Genomic DNA, 15921 nt, shown 5'->3' with positions numbered 1-15921 from the left:
GGCAGACATCAACCGTCTTCGCGCCCGCCTCCTGCTCCTTCAATATCCCGATGATCTGTTCTTCCGTGAACCGTGAACGCTTCATTCGTCCGTCTCCTCGTTGTGACGGACTCTACCAAAATCTGGAGGAAGTTCAGGGTCTCAGGTCAGAAAATTGACAGAATTTTTGCGCGGTGGCTGTCATCTTGTCCAGACCGGAGGAAAACTCAAAATGCCGATGCTTATTGCGTTGGCTAGGGGATTTCGTATTGATGTTTTTTCAGTAGTCGATTTCGATTTGAATCAAGCAATTCAGAATCAAAGAAACGATGAGATCGTTCGATATGCTGTTGAAGCGGGCGATGTTATCCCAAACCCGCCGGAACATGAGTTTGCTGGAAGTGCCTTCTTTGGTTGGCGACATAACATTCAGGCCACGTTGGCGGAAGAATGTGCAGTATGGGATACAATACAATCCACTATTGCGCAGGAATGGGGATGGTCGTTAAGCGAGATGAAAAAAGATCCGATGCTTTTATCGGAGGCCGTTTCAAGGGTAATTGCTCAGGGCGAGCAACTTCCCCCTCTTGCAAGATTGACGGAACGGTTAGAAGCTTTCTGGTCTCGTTAAAAACTAGCTCTTATCAGAAATGGTGGATTAGCTGGCCTCCCCACCCGCTTGACCGCCCCCTATTTTCCGCCTATCTCATATCCAGCAAAATTCGTTGGGGTGCCGAAAGGCTGAGAGGTGCTAACGCGCCAACCCATTGAACCTGATCCAGGGTAATACCTGCGTAGGGAACGGAGTTTGGCTCGTCTTGGGACCGGGATTATTTTCCCGTTGGAAGCATAGCTCCATTCAGTTCGAGGCGGTTCGAGTTCCGTTCAGGGAATGAGAACGCCATGACGAGAACCGAACAGCCACGTGCCTTTTCCACTTCGGCCATACCGATCTGCCTGACCATAGCAGGTACTGACCCCTCCGGCGGGGCGGGCATTCAGGCGGATATCAAAGCCTTTTCCGCGCTCGGCGCGTATGCGGCGTCGGTCATCACCGCCGTCGTTGCGCAGAATACGCACGGCGTCACCGCCGTGCAGGATATGCCGCCTGCAATGGTCGCCGCACAAATGGAGGCAGTGTTGGGCGACCTCGCCGTCGATGCGGTCAAGATCGGCATGTTGTCCGTGCCGGAGACCATCGAAACGGTGGCGCAGGGGCTGGCGGGCTATACTGGGCCCATCGTGCTCGATCCTGTCATGGTGGCGAAGTCCGGCGACAGGCTCCTGAGCCTGGAGGCCATTTCCACCTTGCGCGAAAAGCTTCTGCCCCGCGCCACCCTGCTCACCCCCAACCTGCCGGAAGCCGCCTGCCTGCTTGATTGCGAAGTCGCTAAGAGCGAGGGCGAAGCCGTGGAACAGGGCAGGGCGCTGCTTGCCCTTGGGGCGGGCGCTGTGTTGATGAAGGGCGGCCACGCGGAAGCGGAAGATTGCACCGACATCCTCCTGCGCGCCGGCGCCGAACCCTTGCGGCTGACGGCTCCGCGCATCGACACGCGCAACACCCATGGCACCGGCTGCACGCTCTCCTCGGCCATTGCCGCCGGGCTCGCGAAAGGCTTGACCCTCGAAGACGCCTTCATCGCCGCCCACGCCTATCTGCAGGGCGCGATCCGGGCGGCGAGCCAGCTCCGCGTCGGCTCGGGCAACGGCCCGGTGCATCATTTCCACGCCCTCTGGTCCATGGGAGCCCGGCCATGAACATCATCCTCAATGGCGAGCCGCATGAAACCTCTGCGGCCACGCTCAACGCGCTGCTCGCCGAACTCGAACTCACTGAGGCCGTCGTCGCCACGGCGCTCAATGGCGAATTTGTCCGCGCGGCGAAGCGTGGCGAAACCGCCCTTCACGACAATGACCGGGTCGAGATTCTCGCACCCATGCAAGGAGGCTGAAATGGTTGAATTTTACGGTACCCCAGTTGCGAGCCGGCTCATGCTCGGCACCGCGCGCTATCCTTCGCCCGCCATCCTTGCCGATGCGGTGCGCGCCTCAGGGACAAGCATCGTCACCGTGTCGCTGCGGCGCGAAACCGGGCCGGACAAGCAGGGGCAGGAGTTCTGGGCGCTGATCAAGGAGCTTGGCGTGCGGGTGCTCCCCAACACCGCCGGCTGCTATACCGTGCAGGAGGCGGTGACGACGGCGCATATGGCGCGCGAGCTGTTCGGCACGCCATGGATCAAGCTGGAGGTCATCGGCGACAAGGAGACGCTGTGCCCGGATATGTTCGGGTCGGTCGAAGCCGCCCGTATTCTGGCGGAGGATGGCTTCGAGGTGTTCCCCTACATCACCGAGGATCTGATCGCCGCCGAGCGGCTGGTCGAGGCGGGGTGCAAGGTGCTGATGCCCTGGGCCGCGCCCATCGGCTCCGGGCGCGGGCTCAACAATCTGTTCGGCTTGAAGACGCTCCGGGCGCGGTTTCCCGGCATTCCGCTGGTGGTCGATGCCGGTATCGGCGTCCCCTCCCATGCGGCGCAGTCGATGGAACTGGGCTATGACGCCGTCCTCATCAACACCGCCGTCGGCAAGGCGGGCGATCCGGTGAAAATGGCAAAGGCCTTCGCCATGGCCGTGGAAGCCGGGCGGCTCGCCTATGAAGCCGGTCCCATCGAGGCGCGGGAAGTGGCGACGCCCTCCACGCCTCTCGCGGGCAAGGCGGCGCTCTGAAATGACGCTCGATCCGTTCTATCCGATCTTCGATTCCGCCAACTGGCTGGAGCGGCTGCTGCCGCTGGGGGTGAAGCTCGTGCAATTGCGCATCAAGGACAAGGATGAGGCGGCATTGCGCGATGAAATCCGCCGCGCGCGCGATCTTTGCGCTGAATATGGTTGCCAGCTGATCGTCAACGATTACTGGCAACTCGCCATCGAGGAAGGCTGCGATTATGTCCATCTCGGCCAGGAGGATCTCGATGGCGCGGATATCGAGGCCATCCGCAAGGCGGGGCTGAAGCTCGGCGTCTCCAGCCATGACGAGGCGGAGCTTGAACGGGCCTTGAGCGTCAAGCCCGATTATATCGCCCTCGGCCCGATCTACCCCACCATTTTGAAGAAGATGAAGTGGGAGCAGCAGGGGCTGGAGCGGCTGACCGAATGGAAGGCACGCATCGGCAATATCCCGCTCGTCGCCATCGGCGGCATGAGCGTAGAGCGCGCGCCCGGCGCTTTTGCCGCCGGGGCCGATATCGTTTCCGTCGTCACAGACATCACCTTGAATGCCGACCCGGAAGCGCGGGTCAGGCAATGGCTTGAGATTACCCGCCCTTACAGCAATGGAGCTTTCCAATGAGAAAGATTGCGCTTGGCCTGTCCATGGCAGCGAGCCTGATGATGGCCACGTCGGCCCACGCCGATGACAAGCTGAAACTGATCCTCGACTGGTATGTAAATCCGGATCACGGGCCGATCATCGTCGCGGACAAGCTGGGGTATTTTAAGGATGCAGGGCTGGACGTGGAAATCGTCGCGCCCGCCGATGCCTCGACGCCTTCCAAGATGGTCGCTGCAGGGCAGGCCGATCTTGCCGTGTCGTACCAGCAGCAGGTTCACATGCAGGTGCATCAGGGCCTGCCGCTCATCCGCGTCGGCACGCTCATCGACTCGCCGCTCAACTGCCTGATGGTCCGCGATGACGGCTCGGTCAAATCGATCGAGGATTTGAAAGGTAAGAAGATCGGCTATTCGGTCGCGGGCGTGGAGGAGACGCTGCTCGGCACCATCCTCGCCAAGCATGGGCTAAAGCTCTCCGATGTCGAACTCGTCAATGTCAACTTCTCGCTCGCGCCGTCGCTGATGTCGAAGCAGGTCGATGCTGTCATGGGCGCCTATCGCAATGTGGAACTGAACCAGATGGCCGTGGAGAACGTGCCGGGCAAATGCTTCTTTGTCGAGGAGGAAGGCGTGCCTGTCTATGACGAGCTGGTCTATGTCGCCAACAAGGACAAGCTCGACAAGGCGGAAAAGGACAAGATTTCCCGCTTCCTCGCCGCAACCGAGAAGGCCGCGCAATATATCGTCAACCATCCGCAAAAGAGCTTCGAGGTCTACGCCTCCTACAGCACGGAACTGAACGACGACCTCAACAAGCGCTCATGGGCCGATACGGTCGCCCGCTTCTCGCGCTCGCCCGCCGCGCTCGATTACGGCCGCTGGAGCCGGTACGAAGCCTATCTGAAAGAGAACGGCCTCGTCCCATCCATTCTGCCGGTCGATCAATTCGCCATCGATGTGAACGCACCCGCGGGGAGCGACAAGCCATGAGCCAGCCGCAACTCCATTATTCGTCGGAACTGTTTACGAAACTCCGCGCGGCCACGCTCGAGGATTGGAAGTCCTATGTCGAGCACGATTTCCTGCTGAAGCTCGGCAATGGCACGCTGACCAAGGCCGCCTTCCTGCATTATCTGAAACAGGATTATGTGTACCTGCATCACTACGCCCGCGCCTGGGCGCTCGGCGTCATCAAGGCACGCACCTTGCAGGAAACGCGCCATTGCGCCGGTACCATGCACCGGCTGGCGGTCACCGAACTGCCCCTGCATGTCGGCATCTGCGCCCGCGAGGGGATCGGTGAGGAAGAGCTGTTCAACACGAAGGAAGAACCGGAGAACCTCGCCTATACCCGCTATGTGCTCGATTGCGGGCAGGCGGGGGATTTCCTCGATCTCCTGACCGCGCTCGTCCCCTGCGCGCTCGGTTATGGCGAGATCGGCCTCAACCTCGCCGCCACCGCTATACCAGGCACGCCCTATCAGGAGTGGATCGATACCTATGCCGGCCCCGGCTATCAGGACATGTGCCACACGGTCGGCAGGCTCTTCGACGAAGCCGCGAAGGACCGCATAGGAGCCGATTTCGAGCAGAGCCCGCGCTGGCCGCAACTCTGCCGGATCTTCGCGACCGCCAGCAGGCTCGAGGCGGATTTCTGGCAGATGGGCTTGAAGGCGGCGTAGATGCCCGCCAGCCGCTCCCGCCTGAAACGCATCGCCGACGGAGCTCTGTCGGCGGTCGCGGTGCTCGTCGTCTGGCAGGCCACGGTCGGCATCGGCCACATGCCGCGCTTCATTCTGCCGGGTCCGCTCGATGTCGCCCGCTCGCTCATCGACAATGCCGCGCTCATCGCGGACAATGCGGCCGTCACCATCGGTGAGGTGCTGGGCGGCCTTTTCCTCGGCAGCGCGGTCGGCATTGTCACGGCTATAGGGCTGATGATGTCGCCGCTTGCGCAGCGGCTGGTCATGCCGGCGCTGATCTTCAGCCAGGCGATTCCCATCTTTGCGCTCGCCCCGATCCTGACGCTGTGGCTCGGCTACGGCCCGGCCTCGAAGATCGCCGTCACGGTGCTGATGATCTTCTTCCCCGTCGTCTCCACCTTCTTCGACGGCATGAGCCGGACCGACAGGAACCTCATCGACGCGGCGGAAATCCTCGGCGCAAAGCGGACGACCATCTTGTTCCGCATCCGCATTCCCTCGGCCTTTCCCGCGCTCGCGTCCGGCCTCAGCCTCGCCGCCGTCTATGCGCCCATCGGCGCGGTGGTGGGCGAATGGGTCGGGGCCTCGAAAGGTCTCGGCTATCTGATGCTGCTCGCCAATGGCCGGGCGAAAGTCGACCTGATGTTCGCCTGCCTCTTCGTGCTGGCAGCCTTCACCATGCTGTTGCATGGCATCGTTTCGCATTTTGCCCGCAAGCTCGCAGCATGGCCGCAAAGGGCATAAAAACCGGCGGTCACCCGCCGGTTTCGTATTTTTTGGCCGGGTTCGATCAAGCCTGCGTATAAGCCGTCTTGACCACCGTGTAGAACTCGGCGGCATATTTGCCCTGCTCGCGCGGACCATAGGACGAGCCCTTGCGCCCGCCGAACGGCACGTGGAAATCGACGCCGGCGGTCGGCAGGTTGACCATCACCATGCCCGCTTCCGCGTTGCGCTTGAAGTGGGTGGCGTATTTGAGGCTAGTGGTCGCGATGCCGGAGGAGAGGCCGAACGGCGTGTCGTTGGCCAGCGCCAGCGCCTCTTCATAATCCTTGACGCGGATGACGGACGCCACCGGGCCGAAGATTTCCTCGCGGCTGATGCGCATGTCGTTGGTCGCCTCGGTGAAGAGCGTTGGCTGCAGATAGAAGCCCGGTGTCTCGCGCTCGATCCGCTCGCCGCCGAAGACGAGCTTGGCGCCTTCCTGTTTGCCGATCTCGATATAGTCCATGTCCTGCTTCAACTGCTTCTCGTCGACCACAGGGCCGATATGCGTGCCGGGCTTCAGCGCGTTGTCGACGACGAGGCCCTGCATCCGCTCCGTCATAGCGGCGACGAACTTGTCGTGGATGCCTTCGGTCACGATGATACGCGAGGACGCGGTGCAGCGCTGGCCGGTCGAGAAGAAGGCCGAGTTGACGGCGGCTTCGACAGCCACGTTGAGGTCCGCGTCATCAAGCACGACGAACGGGTTCTTGCCGCCCATCTCCAGCTGGAACTTGCGGTTATGCTCGATGGAGGCCGCCGCGACGCGCTTGCCCGTGCCGACCGAGCCGGTGAAGGTGATGGCGGTGACGTCGGGGCTGTCGAGCATGGCCTGGCCGACGACCGAGCCCTTGCCCATGACGAGGTTGAGAACGCCCTTCGGCAGGCCGGCACGATGCAGGATGTCGACGATGGCCCAGGAACAGCCCGGCACCAGTTCCGCCGGCTTGAAGACGACGGTGTTGCCATAGCAGAGCGCGGGCGCGATCTTCCACGCCGGGATGGCGATGGGGAAGTTCCATGGGGTGATGATGCCAACCACACCGATCGGCTCGCGGGTGATCTCGACGCCGATGCCCGGGCGCACGGATGGAATGGTTTCGCCCGCAAGGCGCAGCGCCTCCCCAGCGAAGAAATCGAAAATCTGCCCGGCGCGGACGGTCTCGCCAATGCCTTCGGCAAGCGTCTTGCCTTCCTCGCGCGAGAGCAGGCGGCCCAGCTCTTCCTTGCGGGCGAGGATTTCATCCGCCGCCTTGCGCAGGATGGTATGACGCTCATAGATGCCCGAACGCGACCATGCCGGAAACGCGGCCTTGGCGGCGGCGATGGCGGCTTTGGTCTCTTCCACGCCCGCGTCCGAATATTCGCCGACGACATCGTTGGTGTCGGAGGGATTGATGTTGGGCACGCCGCTCTCACCGATCCATTCGCCGTCAATCAGGTTCTTGTGAAATGTCATTTGCCCGTCCTCCGTTCATGCCTTGCGGCGGCACCCGGCCCGGAATCGCTTTTCCGAGCACATGATGCGTGAATTGAATATGCAGATTGCAACGAAGATTGCCGTCGTTACCTACGTCCCGGACCGGGTGCTTTCAAGGCCAAAAGTACGATAATTGGTTGACAAGAGGCCGCGCCATGACGGCTAGCGCATTTCATCTTTAGACGGAAATGGTTGACTTATTCTCTTATCGATGCGGCCGCGTCACGGTAGAGGCATGGATCCCAGTGACAAGCACTGGGATGACGGGGTGGAGACGTTTTATCCACTACCGGATATGCTTCTGCCAGGCGGAGAGGTTGGAGGATGCTTGCCAACAGCCAAGCAATCCGTCATCCCAGTGCTTGTCACTGGGATCCATGCATCTACCTCTCCACGACAACAACGGTCCCAAAACGGAATTCAGACGATTCCATCAAAACATGAGCCGCTCTATTTCGAAGGCGCAGGCGCGCTGGCCTTGGTTACCGGCTTGTCGGTCTGCATCGACACTGTGGGCGCGCCATCAGGTCCCTGCGCCGCCAGCCATTCGCTGACGATGCGCACATCCTCGTCGCCGAGCAGATGGCCCGTCGCGACGGTGCGGGAGGCGACGCGCGCGCCGCTGGATTTGAGGATCGCCGAGAGCGCTGGCGCATAGGGCGAATAGATCTTGTCCTCGGCGCCTGCCACGGTCAGCACATTAACCTTGGAGAGGTTGGCGACGGGCGTTTCGTCCAGCACTGGCATCGGACGCATCAGCACCGCACGCTTGACGAGATCGGGATGCAGCAGCATCGTCGCGGCGAGCAGGTTCGCCCCGTTGGAATAGCCGACGAAGGTGGCGCGGGAGAGATCGATATCGTGGCTCTCTGCGAGCTTGGTGAGAAAGATGACGAAGGCGTCAGCTTCGGCGCGCACATCCTTCTGGTCGAACTTGACCGGCGTGATGCTGCGGTACCAGCGGGTACGCCCTTCTTGCAGCACCCGTCCGCGCACGCCGAGCAGCACCGCATTGGGCCAGATCTTCGAGGCGAGCGGCACCAGGCTTGTCTCGTCGCCGCCCGAGCCGTGCAGGAGGATCACCGTCCGGGCCGTCGGGTTCTCCGGACGGTAGAACCGGTAGAGGAACTGCGGATTGCGGACGATCTTCTGCGCCGCCTCGGGCCCCGCCGTTTCATTCTTCTTTTTCATCGTCACCCCTTCGCCGAGCCGGATACCGCCGGGCCCCGTCTTCATGCCGGAGGCAGCAGCCGGTTTCGCGCCGGAAGCTTCATTTTGAACCTTAGGATCGGATGCGGCTTGAGGCAATCCGGACGCCGCCGCGGGCAGGGCGGGCGCCAGACAAAGAAGGGTGGACAATACGCCTGTTATACAACTCTTCACCATAAAGCCTATCCTGGCATTGAGAAGTTAACCAAGTTTTAGAAGCCGTCATCACGCAATGTAATCTAGCGCAACAGATCGTGCGCTTCGAGCCCGCATATGGGGCCGGCGCAATTTTTCGCAAGGGCCGATCCATTTCGGCCACAAAGCTGGTATGCTCTCTTGCAAATCGTGGGCGAACAGAGAAACGCCATGGCTTATCGCATCCCGCCTGTGCTTCCTTCCGAAATCACACCCAGAAGCGTCTACCTGCGCCGCCGGGAGTTCCTGGCCGGAGCAGTTGCGGCGGGGCTGATCGGCGCTTCGCCAGCGCCCTTGCAGGCCAAGACCCTCAAGGCGCCGCGCGGACCCTATGCGACGGATGAAGCGCCGACGCCGCTCGCAGATGTGACTAGCTACAACAATTTCTACGAATTCGGCGTCGACAAGAGCGATCCATCATCCAATTCCGGCAATTTCAAGCCCAAGCCGTGGAAAGTGAAGGTGGACGGGCTTGTCGCGAAGCCCATGGAATTCGACATCGACGATCTGGTCGCCAAAATGCCGCTGGAAGAACGCATCTACAGGATGCGCTGCGTCGAGGCTTGGTCGATGGTCATTCCATGGACCGGCTTCCAGCTCTCCGAACTCCTGAACAAGGTCGAGCCGCTCTCATCGGCGAAATATGTCGCCTTCGAAACTGTGGTGCGCCCGGACGAGATGCCGGGCCAGCAGGGTGTGTTCCAGGCGCTCGACTGGCCCTATGTCGAGGGGCTGCGGCTGGACGAAGCCATGCATCCGCTCACCATCCTCGCCGTCGGGCTCTATGGCGAAACGCTGCCCAACCAGAACGGCGCGCCGGTCCGGCTGGTCGTGCCGTGGAAATACGGCTTCAAGGGCATCAAGTCGATCGTGCGCATCAGCCTGGTGGACAAGCAGCCGCCGACTTCATGGAACAAGCAGAACCCGCAGGAATATGGCTTCTACGCCAATGTGAATCCAGCCGTGGACCATCCGCGCTGGAGCCAGGCGACGGAGCGGCGCATCGGCGAGGGCGGCTTCTTCGGCTCGGGCCGGCGCAAGACGCTGCCTTTCAATGGCTATGCCGAACAAGTTGCCTCGCTCTATTCCGGCATGGATTTGAAGGTTTATTATTAGGCCTAGGTTTTTGTTTTGACAGCACCGCTGCTCACCCCCCCTCTGCCCTGCCGGGCATCTCCCCCTCAAGGGGGGAGATTACGCCTTCATAGACGCGCGGCACCAATCGCAGACGTTGCAATATAAGGGCGGAGCGTCGTGTCAGCCAATCTCCCCCCTTGAGGGGGAGATGCCCGGCAGGGCAGAGGGGGGGTGTTGCGCCAACATTTTCAATATCAGGCGGGGCGTTCTAAGATGACTGGCGCCGATCTCTCCCGTTTCACCAAACAGCACGGAAACAAGCTCGTCTGGGCGCTCTACGGCGTAGGTTTTCTCCCCGCCCTATGGAGCTTTTATCTCGGCAGCACCGGCGGCCTTGGCGCCGATCCCGTGAAGGCGTTCGAGCATGCGCTCGGGCTATGGGCGCTGCGCTTCCTGATCCTGACGCTGATGGTGTCGCCGCTGCGCGACCTCTTCTCCATCAACCTCCTGCGCTATCGTCGCGCGCTCGGGCTGCTCGCCTTTTACTATGCGGCCATGCATTTCAGCGTCTACATGATCCTCGATCAGGCGCTGGATCTGGATGCGGTCGTTGCCGATATTGTCAAGCGGCCCTTCATCACCATCGGCATGGCGAGCCTCGTCCTCCTGGTTCCGCTCGCGGTGACGTCCAATAGCTGGTCGATACGGCGGCTCGGGCGTAACTGGGTGCTGCTGCACCGGCTCGTCTACCTCGCCGCCGCCGGCGGGGCGATCCATTTCATCCTGTCGAAGAAAACCTGGCAGGCCGAGCCGGTCATCTATGCCGCCATCATCGCGGCGTTGCTCTTGTGGAGGGCGGTGCGTCCGCGACGCCTTTCTCCCTCCCCGCGAGGAGGAGGGATAAAGGGCGCGCCTGTCAGTCGATCGCCGCAGTGACGATGATTTCGACCTTATAATCCGCGCTTGCAAGCTTCGCCTCGCCGGTGGCGCGCGCGGGCGTGTTGGCCGGATCGACCCATGCATCCCAGACGGCATTCATCTCGGCGAAATTGGCCATGTCGTCGAGCCAGATGATCACCTGCAGCAGCTTCGACTTGCTGCTTCCAACTTCCGCCAGAAGCCGGTCGATTTCCGCGAGAATAGTCTTGGTCTGCTCGGTGACGCTTTGGCCCGGCTCGCCGACCTGTCCGGCGAGATAGACGGTGTTGCCGTGGACGACGGCCTCGCTCATGCGCGGGCCGGGCTCGATGCGGCGAATGCTCATTACAAACTCCTGTTCTGGTTTCTTCCCGGCGTGACGACGCTGGGCAAAAGCCCCTTATCACAGATCGGAGTTTATGGCAGTCTTCGGCGAAAGGCGCCACGGCCTGGCCCCATCCAGCCAGGCCGTGGTCCGCAATGCAGGGCGTCAGCGCACGAAGCGATGGGATACTCATGCGCTCAACAGGCGTCCTGCAATTTCATCCGTGTTCCCGGCCCCCTCCTCCCAAGCCGGAAAAGCCCCTCTGGCTCCGCGGATGCTCGAAGGGACCCGCCAGTGTGCCGGTTCGGCAGATCAACCTTCGATTGCTTTATTTAGTCACGATTCAGCTCGGTTGTAAAGATAGAATTTTCAACTATCGGAGGAGTGACGTTACTATCGTCAATACCATCTTCGACCACCTTAGAGCTTGCCGTTCCCTATGGGTTTCTGACGAAGTAGAACTTGTGCGCACTGCAATTGACTTGAGGGTACGTTGCATCTATAAGCCGCCCCACGTTCGGACACTATTGGCCTGACGGTGGTTTTTGCTGCCTGAAAGCCGGCCGGGCCAGCTCCTGTTCAATCTGACAGAATCAAGAAGGGCCGCACGCCGCGGTATTAAATAAATGAAGCGCACCTACCAGCCGTCCAAGCTTGTCCGCAAGCGCCGTCATGGTTTCCGTTCCCGCATGGCTACGCCCGGCGGCCGCAAGGTCATCGCCGCGCGCCGCGCCCGCGGCCGCAAGCGGCTTTCGGCTTAAAGCCGATCCGCGTGTCTCCACGCGGCGCTCCGAAGAAACCATGAAAGAACCAAAGCCACTCCGCCTTCGCAAGAGAGCGGAGTTTTTGGCTGTAAGGAATGGCGAAAAACGGCGGGGGCCGTTCTTTCTGCTGGAAGTCAAAAAGCGCGAGCCGGCGGAATCCGCCGCCGCGAAAATTGGCGATAAGCCGCGCGTGGGGCTGACCGTCACCAAGAAAAACGGCAACGCGGTTATCCGCAATCGCATTCGCAGGCGCCTGCGTGAAGCAATGCGCGCCAATGCAGGTGACATGGCGGACGGGACCGACTATGTGATCGTTGCACGCCGTGAGGCGCTCGATGCGCCCTTCACCGAACTTGTCAGGGAACTCGCCAGACGGGTTGCCAAGACTGAAACGAAACGCTGATCCGGCCCGACCGGACCTGGGACCATCGATGGAAAACAACCGCAATTTCTTCATAACCATTGCCCTGTCCATCCTGATCCTGACCCTGTGGCAGGTGTTCTATATGAACCCCAAGGTCGAAGCCCAGAAGGAACAGGCCCGCATCGAGGCGCAGCGCCAGGAACAGGCGCAAAAGCAGGCGCAGACGCAGGCCCCTGCCGGGCAGGCGCAGCCGGCTCCGGCGGACAGCCATGCCAATATCCCCGGCACGAGCACCCAACAGGGCATTCCCGGCCAGTCCACGGACGGCGCGGCCAATGTGACCCGCGAGGCGGCGATTGCCCAGTCGGGCCGCGTCAAGATCGATACGCCGAGCCTTCGGGGCTCGATCAACCTGACCGGCGCGCGTCTCGACGATCTCTATCTCAAGGGCTACCACGAGACGGTCAACGACTCCTCGCCCAATATCGAGCTGCTGGCTCCGTCGCAGCTGAAGCAAGGCTATTTCGTGGAACTGGGTTATACCGGCAATGCCGAGACCGGCGCCGTGCCAGGCCCGACGACCGTCTGGAAGGTCGACGGCAACGACACGCTGACGCCTTCCACGCCCGTCACGCTCGTTTACACCAATGACAAGGGCCTGACCTTCAAGCGCGTCATCTCGGTGGACGACAATTACATGTTCACCGTCAACGACACGGTGACCAACGCCTCGGGCGCGCCGGTGACGCTCCAGTCCTATGGCCGCGTGACCCGCTTCGAGCCGCCCGCCCATCCGAGCGCCACCTATGTGCTGCATGAGGGCCTGATCGGCGTTATCGGCGATGACGGTCTGCAGGAAATCAAATATTCCAAGATGGCCGACGAGAAGGAAGTCGCGCCGCCGAAATCGGCCGGCGGCTGGCTCGGCATCACCGACAAATACTGGGCTGCTGCCCTGATCCCGCCACAGAATGAGACCTATCAGGCGCGCTTTTCCTTCTTTCCCGATGGCCGCTCGCGCTATCAGGCGGATTTTCTCGCCAATCCCGTGACGATCCAGCCGGGCCAGTCGGCCTCGGTCGAGAACCATGTGTTCGCCGGGGCCAAGGAAGTGGCGAAGATCAACGCCTATGAGAAGAACCTCGGCATCCGCCAGTTCGAGCTTCTGATCGACTGGGGCTGGTTCTACTTCATCACCAAGCCGATGTTCTACCTCATCGACTGGCTCTACAAGCTCTCGGGCAATTTCGGCGTGGCGATCCTGCTCGTCACCGTCATCCTGAAGGCGATCTTCTTCCCGCTCGCCAACAAGTCCTACGCCTCGATGGCGCGGATGAAGCTGGTGCAGCCGAAGATGCTGGAAATCCGCGAGAAATATGCTGATGACAAGGTCAAGCAGCAGCAGGCAATGATGGAGCTCTACAAGACCGAGAAGATCAACCCGCTGGCCGGCTGCTGGCCGGTGCTGGTGCAGATCCCGGTGTTCTTCGCGCTCTATAAGGTGCTCTACGTCACCATCGAAATGCGCCATGCACCGTTCTTCGGCTGGATCCACGATCTGGCCGCGCCGGACCCGACCTCGATCTTCAACCTGTTCGGCCTCCTGCCCTTCGTGCCGCCGCATTTCCTGATGATCGGCGTCTGGCCGCTGATCATGGGCGTCACCATGTTCCTGCAGATGCGCATGAACCCGACGCCGCCGGACCCGACCCAGGCGGCCATCTTCACCTGGATGCCCATCATCTTCACCTTCATGCTGGCGACCTTCCCGGCGGGCCTCGTCATCTACTGGGCGTGGAACAACACGCTCTCGATCATCCAGCAGGCCGTGATCATGAAGCGCCAGGGCGCGAAGATCGAGCTGTGGGATAATCTGAAAGGGTTGTTCAGCCGCAAGCCGAAGGCGGCGGAGTAGCGTTTAGCGCCCCTTCCTTCCCCCTTGCGGGGAAGGTGCCCGCGGAGCGGGCGGATGGGGGTGGCAAAGGCAGCGCGCTGTGATTATGCGTTGGTGAACAATCGTCACCACCCCCACCCGGCCCTACGGGCCACCCTCCCCGCAAGGGGGAGGGTAAAGCCTAGCGGACCAGCCATGACCCAACCAGACCAAATCCCGGCCGAACTCATCGAAGCGGGCCGCATGCTCTTCGCCAAGGGCTGGATATTCATCCGCGGCGTGCCGTCGATGAAGTTCCTGCCGCCGGAAGGGCCGCTCGAGATTGCCTTTGCGGGCCGCTCCAATGTCGGCAAATCGTCGCTCATCAATGCGCTGGTCGGGCAGAAGGGCCTTGCCCGCACCTCCAACACGCCGGGGCGTACGCAGGAGCTGAATTACTTCGTGCCCGATGGCTATTCGGGCGAAGGCAGCGACCTGCCGCCGCTGGCGCTGGTCGATATGCCCGGCTACGGCTTTGCGGAAGCACCGAAGGCGCAGGTCGATGCATGGACCAAGCTCGTCTTCGACTACCTGCGCGGCCGCACGACGCTGAAGCGCGTCTATGTGCTGATCGACGCGCGCCATGGCATCAAGAAGAACGATGCCGAGGTGCTCGACCTCCTCGACAAGGCCGCCGTCTCCTACCAGATCGTCCTGACCAAGATCGACAAGATCAAGCCCGCCGGCGTGCCGCGGCTGATGGAAGAGACGGCCAAGGCCATCGCCAAGCGTCCCGCCGCATTTCCCGGCATCATCGCCACATCGTCGGAAAAAGGCGCCGGTCTCGATGAGCTGCGCGCCGCGATCGTGCTCTTGACGCGAGAGTGAAAGATTTTCGGATGAGATCATGCGGCGAAGGATATTCCACTTCGCCGCGACATGCGTTAAGAGACCGCCAATTGACCCGCCCTCTCTCCTGCGGAGCCCATCATGGCCCATTCTCCTGAAAACGCGGCAATCCAGGCGCAACTTCTTTCCGCCGCGCTGCCCTTCATGCAGCGCTACGAGAACAAGACCGTGGTGGTCAAATATGGCGGCCATGCCATGGGCAATCCGGAGCTCGGCAAGGCCTTTGCCCGCGACATCGCGCTGCTGAAGCAGTCCGGCATCAATCCCATCGTCGTCCATGGCGGCGGCCCGCAGATCGCGGCCATGCTCACCAAGCTCGGCATCGAATCCCGCTTCGAGGGTGGCCTGCGCGTCACTGACGAGAAGACGGTGGAAGTGGTCGAGATGGTGCTCGCCGGCTCCATCAACAAGGAGATCGTCGCGCTCATCAACGCCGAGGGCGAGTGGGCCATCGGCCTTTGCGGCAAGGACGGCAACATGGTCTTCGCGCAGAGGGCGAAGAAGACGGTCGTTGATCCCGATTCCCATATCGAGAAGGTGCTCGACCTGGGCTTCGTCGGCGAGCCGGTCGAAGTGGACCGCACGCTGCTCGACCTATTGGCCCGCTCCGAGATGATCCCGGTCATCGCCCCGGTCGCGCCGGGCCGCGACGGCCACACCTACAACATCAATGCCGATACCTTTGCAGGCGCCATCGCCGGGGCCGTCAAGGCCTCGCGGCTTTTGTTCCTGACCGATGTGCCTGGTGTGCTCGACAAGGACAAGCAACTGATCAAGGAACTCTCCGTCGCGGACGCTCTGGCGCTGATTAAGGACGGCACGATTTCCGGCGGCATGATCCCCAAGGTCGAAACCTGCATCGAGGCGATCAAGCGCGGGGTGGAAGGCGTGGTGATCCTGAACGGGAAGACCCCGCATTCTGTGCTGCTGGAGCTTTTCACCGAGCATGGAGCGGGCACGCTGATCGTGCCGTGAGGAATTAAATAGGGGCGCCGGCGCTCCACGTCGCCCCCCTCTGTCCCGCCGACGTTTC

At 61.6% G+C, this 15921-nt stretch carries 19 protein-coding genes and 1 riboswitch; of the genes, 15 read left to right on the top strand and 4 right to left on the bottom strand.

The window, feature by feature from the left end; translation table 11 throughout:
* On the bottom strand, positions 1-85 hold an 85-nt coding region (locus ACOWVG_RS18015; protein ID WP_420963723.1), incomplete at its 3' end, for a transposase.
* Positions 86-211: 126 nt separating this feature from the next.
* Between ACOWVG_RS18015 and ACOWVG_RS18010 the strand changes: the two genes are divergently transcribed.
* The 8 genes from ACOWVG_RS18010 to ACOWVG_RS17975 all read left to right on the top strand — a co-directional run bounded on the left by ACOWVG_RS18010 (position 212) and on the right by ACOWVG_RS17975 (position 5753).
* Positions 212-610, top strand: a complete 399-nt coding sequence (locus tag ACOWVG_RS18010; protein WP_420963717.1) for a hypothetical protein — start codon at positions 212-214, stop codon at positions 608-610.
* A gap of 85 nt (positions 611-695) precedes the next feature.
* A riboswitch (TPP riboswitch) is annotated at positions 696-797 on the top strand.
* Between the two features lie 85 nt (positions 798-882).
* Positions 883-1737 (top strand): bifunctional hydroxymethylpyrimidine kinase/phosphomethylpyrimidine kinase, encoded by an 855-nt coding sequence (thiD, locus tag ACOWVG_RS18005; RefSeq protein ID WP_420963716.1) that lies wholly within the window; start codon positions 883-885, stop codon positions 1735-1737.
* On the top strand, positions 1734-1931 hold the full coding sequence (thiS, locus tag ACOWVG_RS18000; RefSeq protein WP_420963715.1) for a sulfur carrier protein ThiS: 198 nt from the start codon (positions 1734-1736) through the stop codon (positions 1929-1931). Before thiD ends, thiS begins: the two co-directional genes overlap by 4 nt.
* 1 nt (position 1932) lies before the next feature.
* A complete protein-coding gene (locus tag ACOWVG_RS17995) occupies positions 1933-2703 on the top strand; it encodes a thiazole synthase (RefSeq protein ID WP_420963714.1) in 771 nt (256 codons plus the stop codon).
* A 1-nt stretch (position 2704) separates the two neighbouring features.
* Entirely contained in the window at positions 2705-3325 is a 621-nt protein-coding gene (locus tag ACOWVG_RS17990) for a thiamine phosphate synthase (RefSeq protein WP_420963713.1), read from the top strand.
* Complete coding sequence (locus ACOWVG_RS17985) at positions 3322-4296, top strand: ABC transporter substrate-binding protein (protein ID WP_420963711.1); 975 nt, start codon at positions 3322-3324, stop codon at positions 4294-4296. The genes ACOWVG_RS17990 and ACOWVG_RS17985 overlap by 4 nt, the downstream gene beginning before the upstream one ends.
* A complete protein-coding gene (gene tenA / locus ACOWVG_RS17980) occupies positions 4293-4988 on the top strand; it encodes a thiaminase II (protein ID WP_420963710.1) in 696 nt (231 codons plus the stop codon). Before ACOWVG_RS17985 ends, tenA begins: the two co-directional genes overlap by 4 nt.
* Positions 4989-5753 (top strand): ABC transporter permease, encoded by a 765-nt coding sequence (locus tag ACOWVG_RS17975; protein ID WP_420963708.1) that lies wholly within the window; start codon positions 4989-4991, stop codon positions 5751-5753. It begins immediately after the preceding gene.
* 46 nt (positions 5754-5799) lie between these two features.
* On the opposite strand, the gene ACOWVG_RS17970 is transcribed toward ACOWVG_RS17975, so the two are convergent.
* Both ACOWVG_RS17970 and ACOWVG_RS17965 read right to left on the bottom strand, forming a co-directional pair.
* On the bottom strand, positions 5800-7233 hold the full coding sequence (locus tag ACOWVG_RS17970) for an aldehyde dehydrogenase family protein (protein WP_420963707.1): 1434 nt from the start codon (positions 7231-7233) through the stop codon (positions 5800-5802).
* A 471-nt stretch (positions 7234-7704) separates the two neighbouring features.
* The gene (locus ACOWVG_RS17965) at positions 7705-8640 is read right to left on the bottom strand and encodes an alpha/beta hydrolase (protein ID WP_420963706.1); all 936 of its coding nucleotides are present in this window, start codon (positions 8638-8640) and stop codon (positions 7705-7707) included.
* 189 nt (positions 8641-8829) lie between these two features.
* Here ACOWVG_RS17965 and msrP point away from each other — a divergent pair, with 189 nt between their 5' ends.
* Both msrP and msrQ read left to right on the top strand, forming a co-directional pair.
* Positions 8830-9774 carry a protein-methionine-sulfoxide reductase catalytic subunit MsrP gene (gene msrP / locus ACOWVG_RS17960; RefSeq protein ID WP_420963705.1) on the top strand — a complete coding sequence of 315 codons (945 nt, stop codon included), beginning with the start codon at positions 8830-8832 and terminating at the stop codon, positions 9772-9774.
* A 234-nt stretch (positions 9775-10008) separates the two neighbouring features.
* Complete coding sequence (gene msrQ, locus ACOWVG_RS17955) at positions 10009-10671, top strand: protein-methionine-sulfoxide reductase heme-binding subunit MsrQ (protein ID WP_420963704.1); 663 nt, start codon at positions 10009-10011, stop codon at positions 10669-10671.
* Here the strand turns inward: msrQ and ACOWVG_RS17950 are convergent.
* A complete protein-coding gene (locus ACOWVG_RS17950; protein WP_420963703.1) occupies positions 10652-10999 on the bottom strand; it encodes a RidA family protein in 348 nt (115 codons plus the stop codon). The genes msrQ and ACOWVG_RS17950 overlap by 20 nt on opposite strands.
* A 605-nt stretch (positions 11000-11604) precedes the next feature.
* On the opposite strand from ACOWVG_RS17950, the gene rpmH reads away from it, so the two are divergent.
* From rpmH to argB, 5 genes are all read left to right on the top strand, one after another.
* Positions 11605-11739, top strand: coding sequence for a 50S ribosomal protein L34 (rpmH, locus tag ACOWVG_RS17945; protein ID WP_068880068.1), 135 nt, complete (start codon positions 11605-11607; stop codon positions 11737-11739).
* Positions 11740-11779: 40 nt separating this feature from the next.
* Complete coding sequence (rnpA, locus tag ACOWVG_RS17940) at positions 11780-12145, top strand: ribonuclease P protein component (RefSeq protein ID WP_420963702.1); 366 nt, start codon at positions 11780-11782, stop codon at positions 12143-12145.
* Positions 12078-14021 carry a membrane protein insertase YidC gene (yidC, locus tag ACOWVG_RS17935; RefSeq protein WP_420963701.1) on the top strand — a complete coding sequence of 648 codons (1944 nt, stop codon included), beginning with the start codon at positions 12078-12080 and terminating at the stop codon, positions 14019-14021. Before rnpA ends, yidC begins: the two co-directional genes overlap by 68 nt.
* Positions 14022-14195: 174 nt before the next feature.
* On the top strand, positions 14196-14867 hold the full coding sequence (yihA, locus tag ACOWVG_RS17930; protein ID WP_420963700.1) for a ribosome biogenesis GTP-binding protein YihA/YsxC: 672 nt from the start codon (positions 14196-14198) through the stop codon (positions 14865-14867).
* Positions 14868-14969: 102 nt separating this feature from the next.
* Positions 14970-15863, top strand: a complete 894-nt coding sequence (argB, locus tag ACOWVG_RS17925; RefSeq protein ID WP_420963699.1) for an acetylglutamate kinase — start codon at positions 14970-14972, stop codon at positions 15861-15863.
* The last annotated feature ends 58 nt before the right edge of the window (positions 15864-15921 follow it).

It is taken from the genome of Brucella sp. IR073, assembly GCF_049065735.1.
Taxonomy (GTDB): Bacteria; Pseudomonadota; Alphaproteobacteria; order Rhizobiales; family Rhizobiaceae; genus Paramesorhizobium.
The sequence above is the reverse complement of the archived record's forward strand: the minus strand, read 5'-3'. Positions and strand labels throughout refer to the sequence as shown.

Excerpts from the sequence above, each read along its gene's own strand:
- ACOWVG_RS18010 (WP_420963717.1), top strand. The coding sequence starts at position 212 with ATGCCGATGCTTATTGCGTTGGCTAGGGGATTTCGTATTGATGTTTTT.
- thiD (WP_420963716.1), top strand. The coding sequence starts at position 883 with ATGACGAGAACCGAACAGCCACGTGCCTTTTCCACTTCGGCCATACCG.
- thiS (WP_420963715.1), top strand. The coding sequence starts at position 1,734 with ATGAACATCATCCTCAATGGCGAGCCGCATGAAACCTCTGCGGCCACG.
- ACOWVG_RS17995 (WP_420963714.1), top strand. The coding sequence starts at position 1,933 with ATGGTTGAATTTTACGGTACCCCAGTTGCGAGCCGGCTCATGCTCGGC.
- ACOWVG_RS17990 (WP_420963713.1), top strand. The coding sequence starts at position 2,705 with ATGACGCTCGATCCGTTCTATCCGATCTTCGATTCCGCCAACTGGCTG.
- ACOWVG_RS17985 (WP_420963711.1), top strand. The coding sequence starts at position 3,322 with ATGAGAAAGATTGCGCTTGGCCTGTCCATGGCAGCGAGCCTGATGATG.
- tenA (WP_420963710.1), top strand. The coding sequence starts at position 4,293 with ATGAGCCAGCCGCAACTCCATTATTCGTCGGAACTGTTTACGAAACTC.
- ACOWVG_RS17975 (WP_420963708.1), top strand. The coding sequence starts at position 4,989 with ATGCCCGCCAGCCGCTCCCGCCTGAAACGCATCGCCGACGGAGCTCTG.
- ACOWVG_RS17970 (WP_420963707.1), bottom strand. The coding sequence starts at position 7,233 with ATGACATTTCACAAGAACCTGATTGACGGCGAATGGATCGGTGAGAGC.
- ACOWVG_RS17965 (WP_420963706.1), bottom strand. The coding sequence starts at position 8,640 with ATGGTGAAGAGTTGTATAACAGGCGTATTGTCCACCCTTCTTTGTCTG.
- msrP (WP_420963705.1), top strand. The coding sequence starts at position 8,830 with ATGGCTTATCGCATCCCGCCTGTGCTTCCTTCCGAAATCACACCCAGA.
- msrQ (WP_420963704.1), top strand. The coding sequence starts at position 10,009 with ATGACTGGCGCCGATCTCTCCCGTTTCACCAAACAGCACGGAAACAAG.
- ACOWVG_RS17950 (WP_420963703.1), bottom strand. The coding sequence starts at position 10,999 with ATGAGCATTCGCCGCATCGAGCCCGGCCCGCGCATGAGCGAGGCCGTC.
- rpmH (WP_068880068.1), top strand. The coding sequence starts at position 11,605 with ATGAAGCGCACCTACCAGCCGTCCAAGCTTGTCCGCAAGCGCCGTCAT.
- rnpA (WP_420963702.1), top strand. The coding sequence starts at position 11,780 with ATGAAAGAACCAAAGCCACTCCGCCTTCGCAAGAGAGCGGAGTTTTTG.
- yidC (WP_420963701.1), top strand. The coding sequence starts at position 12,078 with ATGCGCCCTTCACCGAACTTGTCAGGGAACTCGCCAGACGGGTTGCCA.
- yihA (WP_420963700.1), top strand. The coding sequence starts at position 14,196 with ATGACCCAACCAGACCAAATCCCGGCCGAACTCATCGAAGCGGGCCGC.
- argB (WP_420963699.1), top strand. The coding sequence starts at position 14,970 with ATGGCCCATTCTCCTGAAAACGCGGCAATCCAGGCGCAACTTCTTTCC.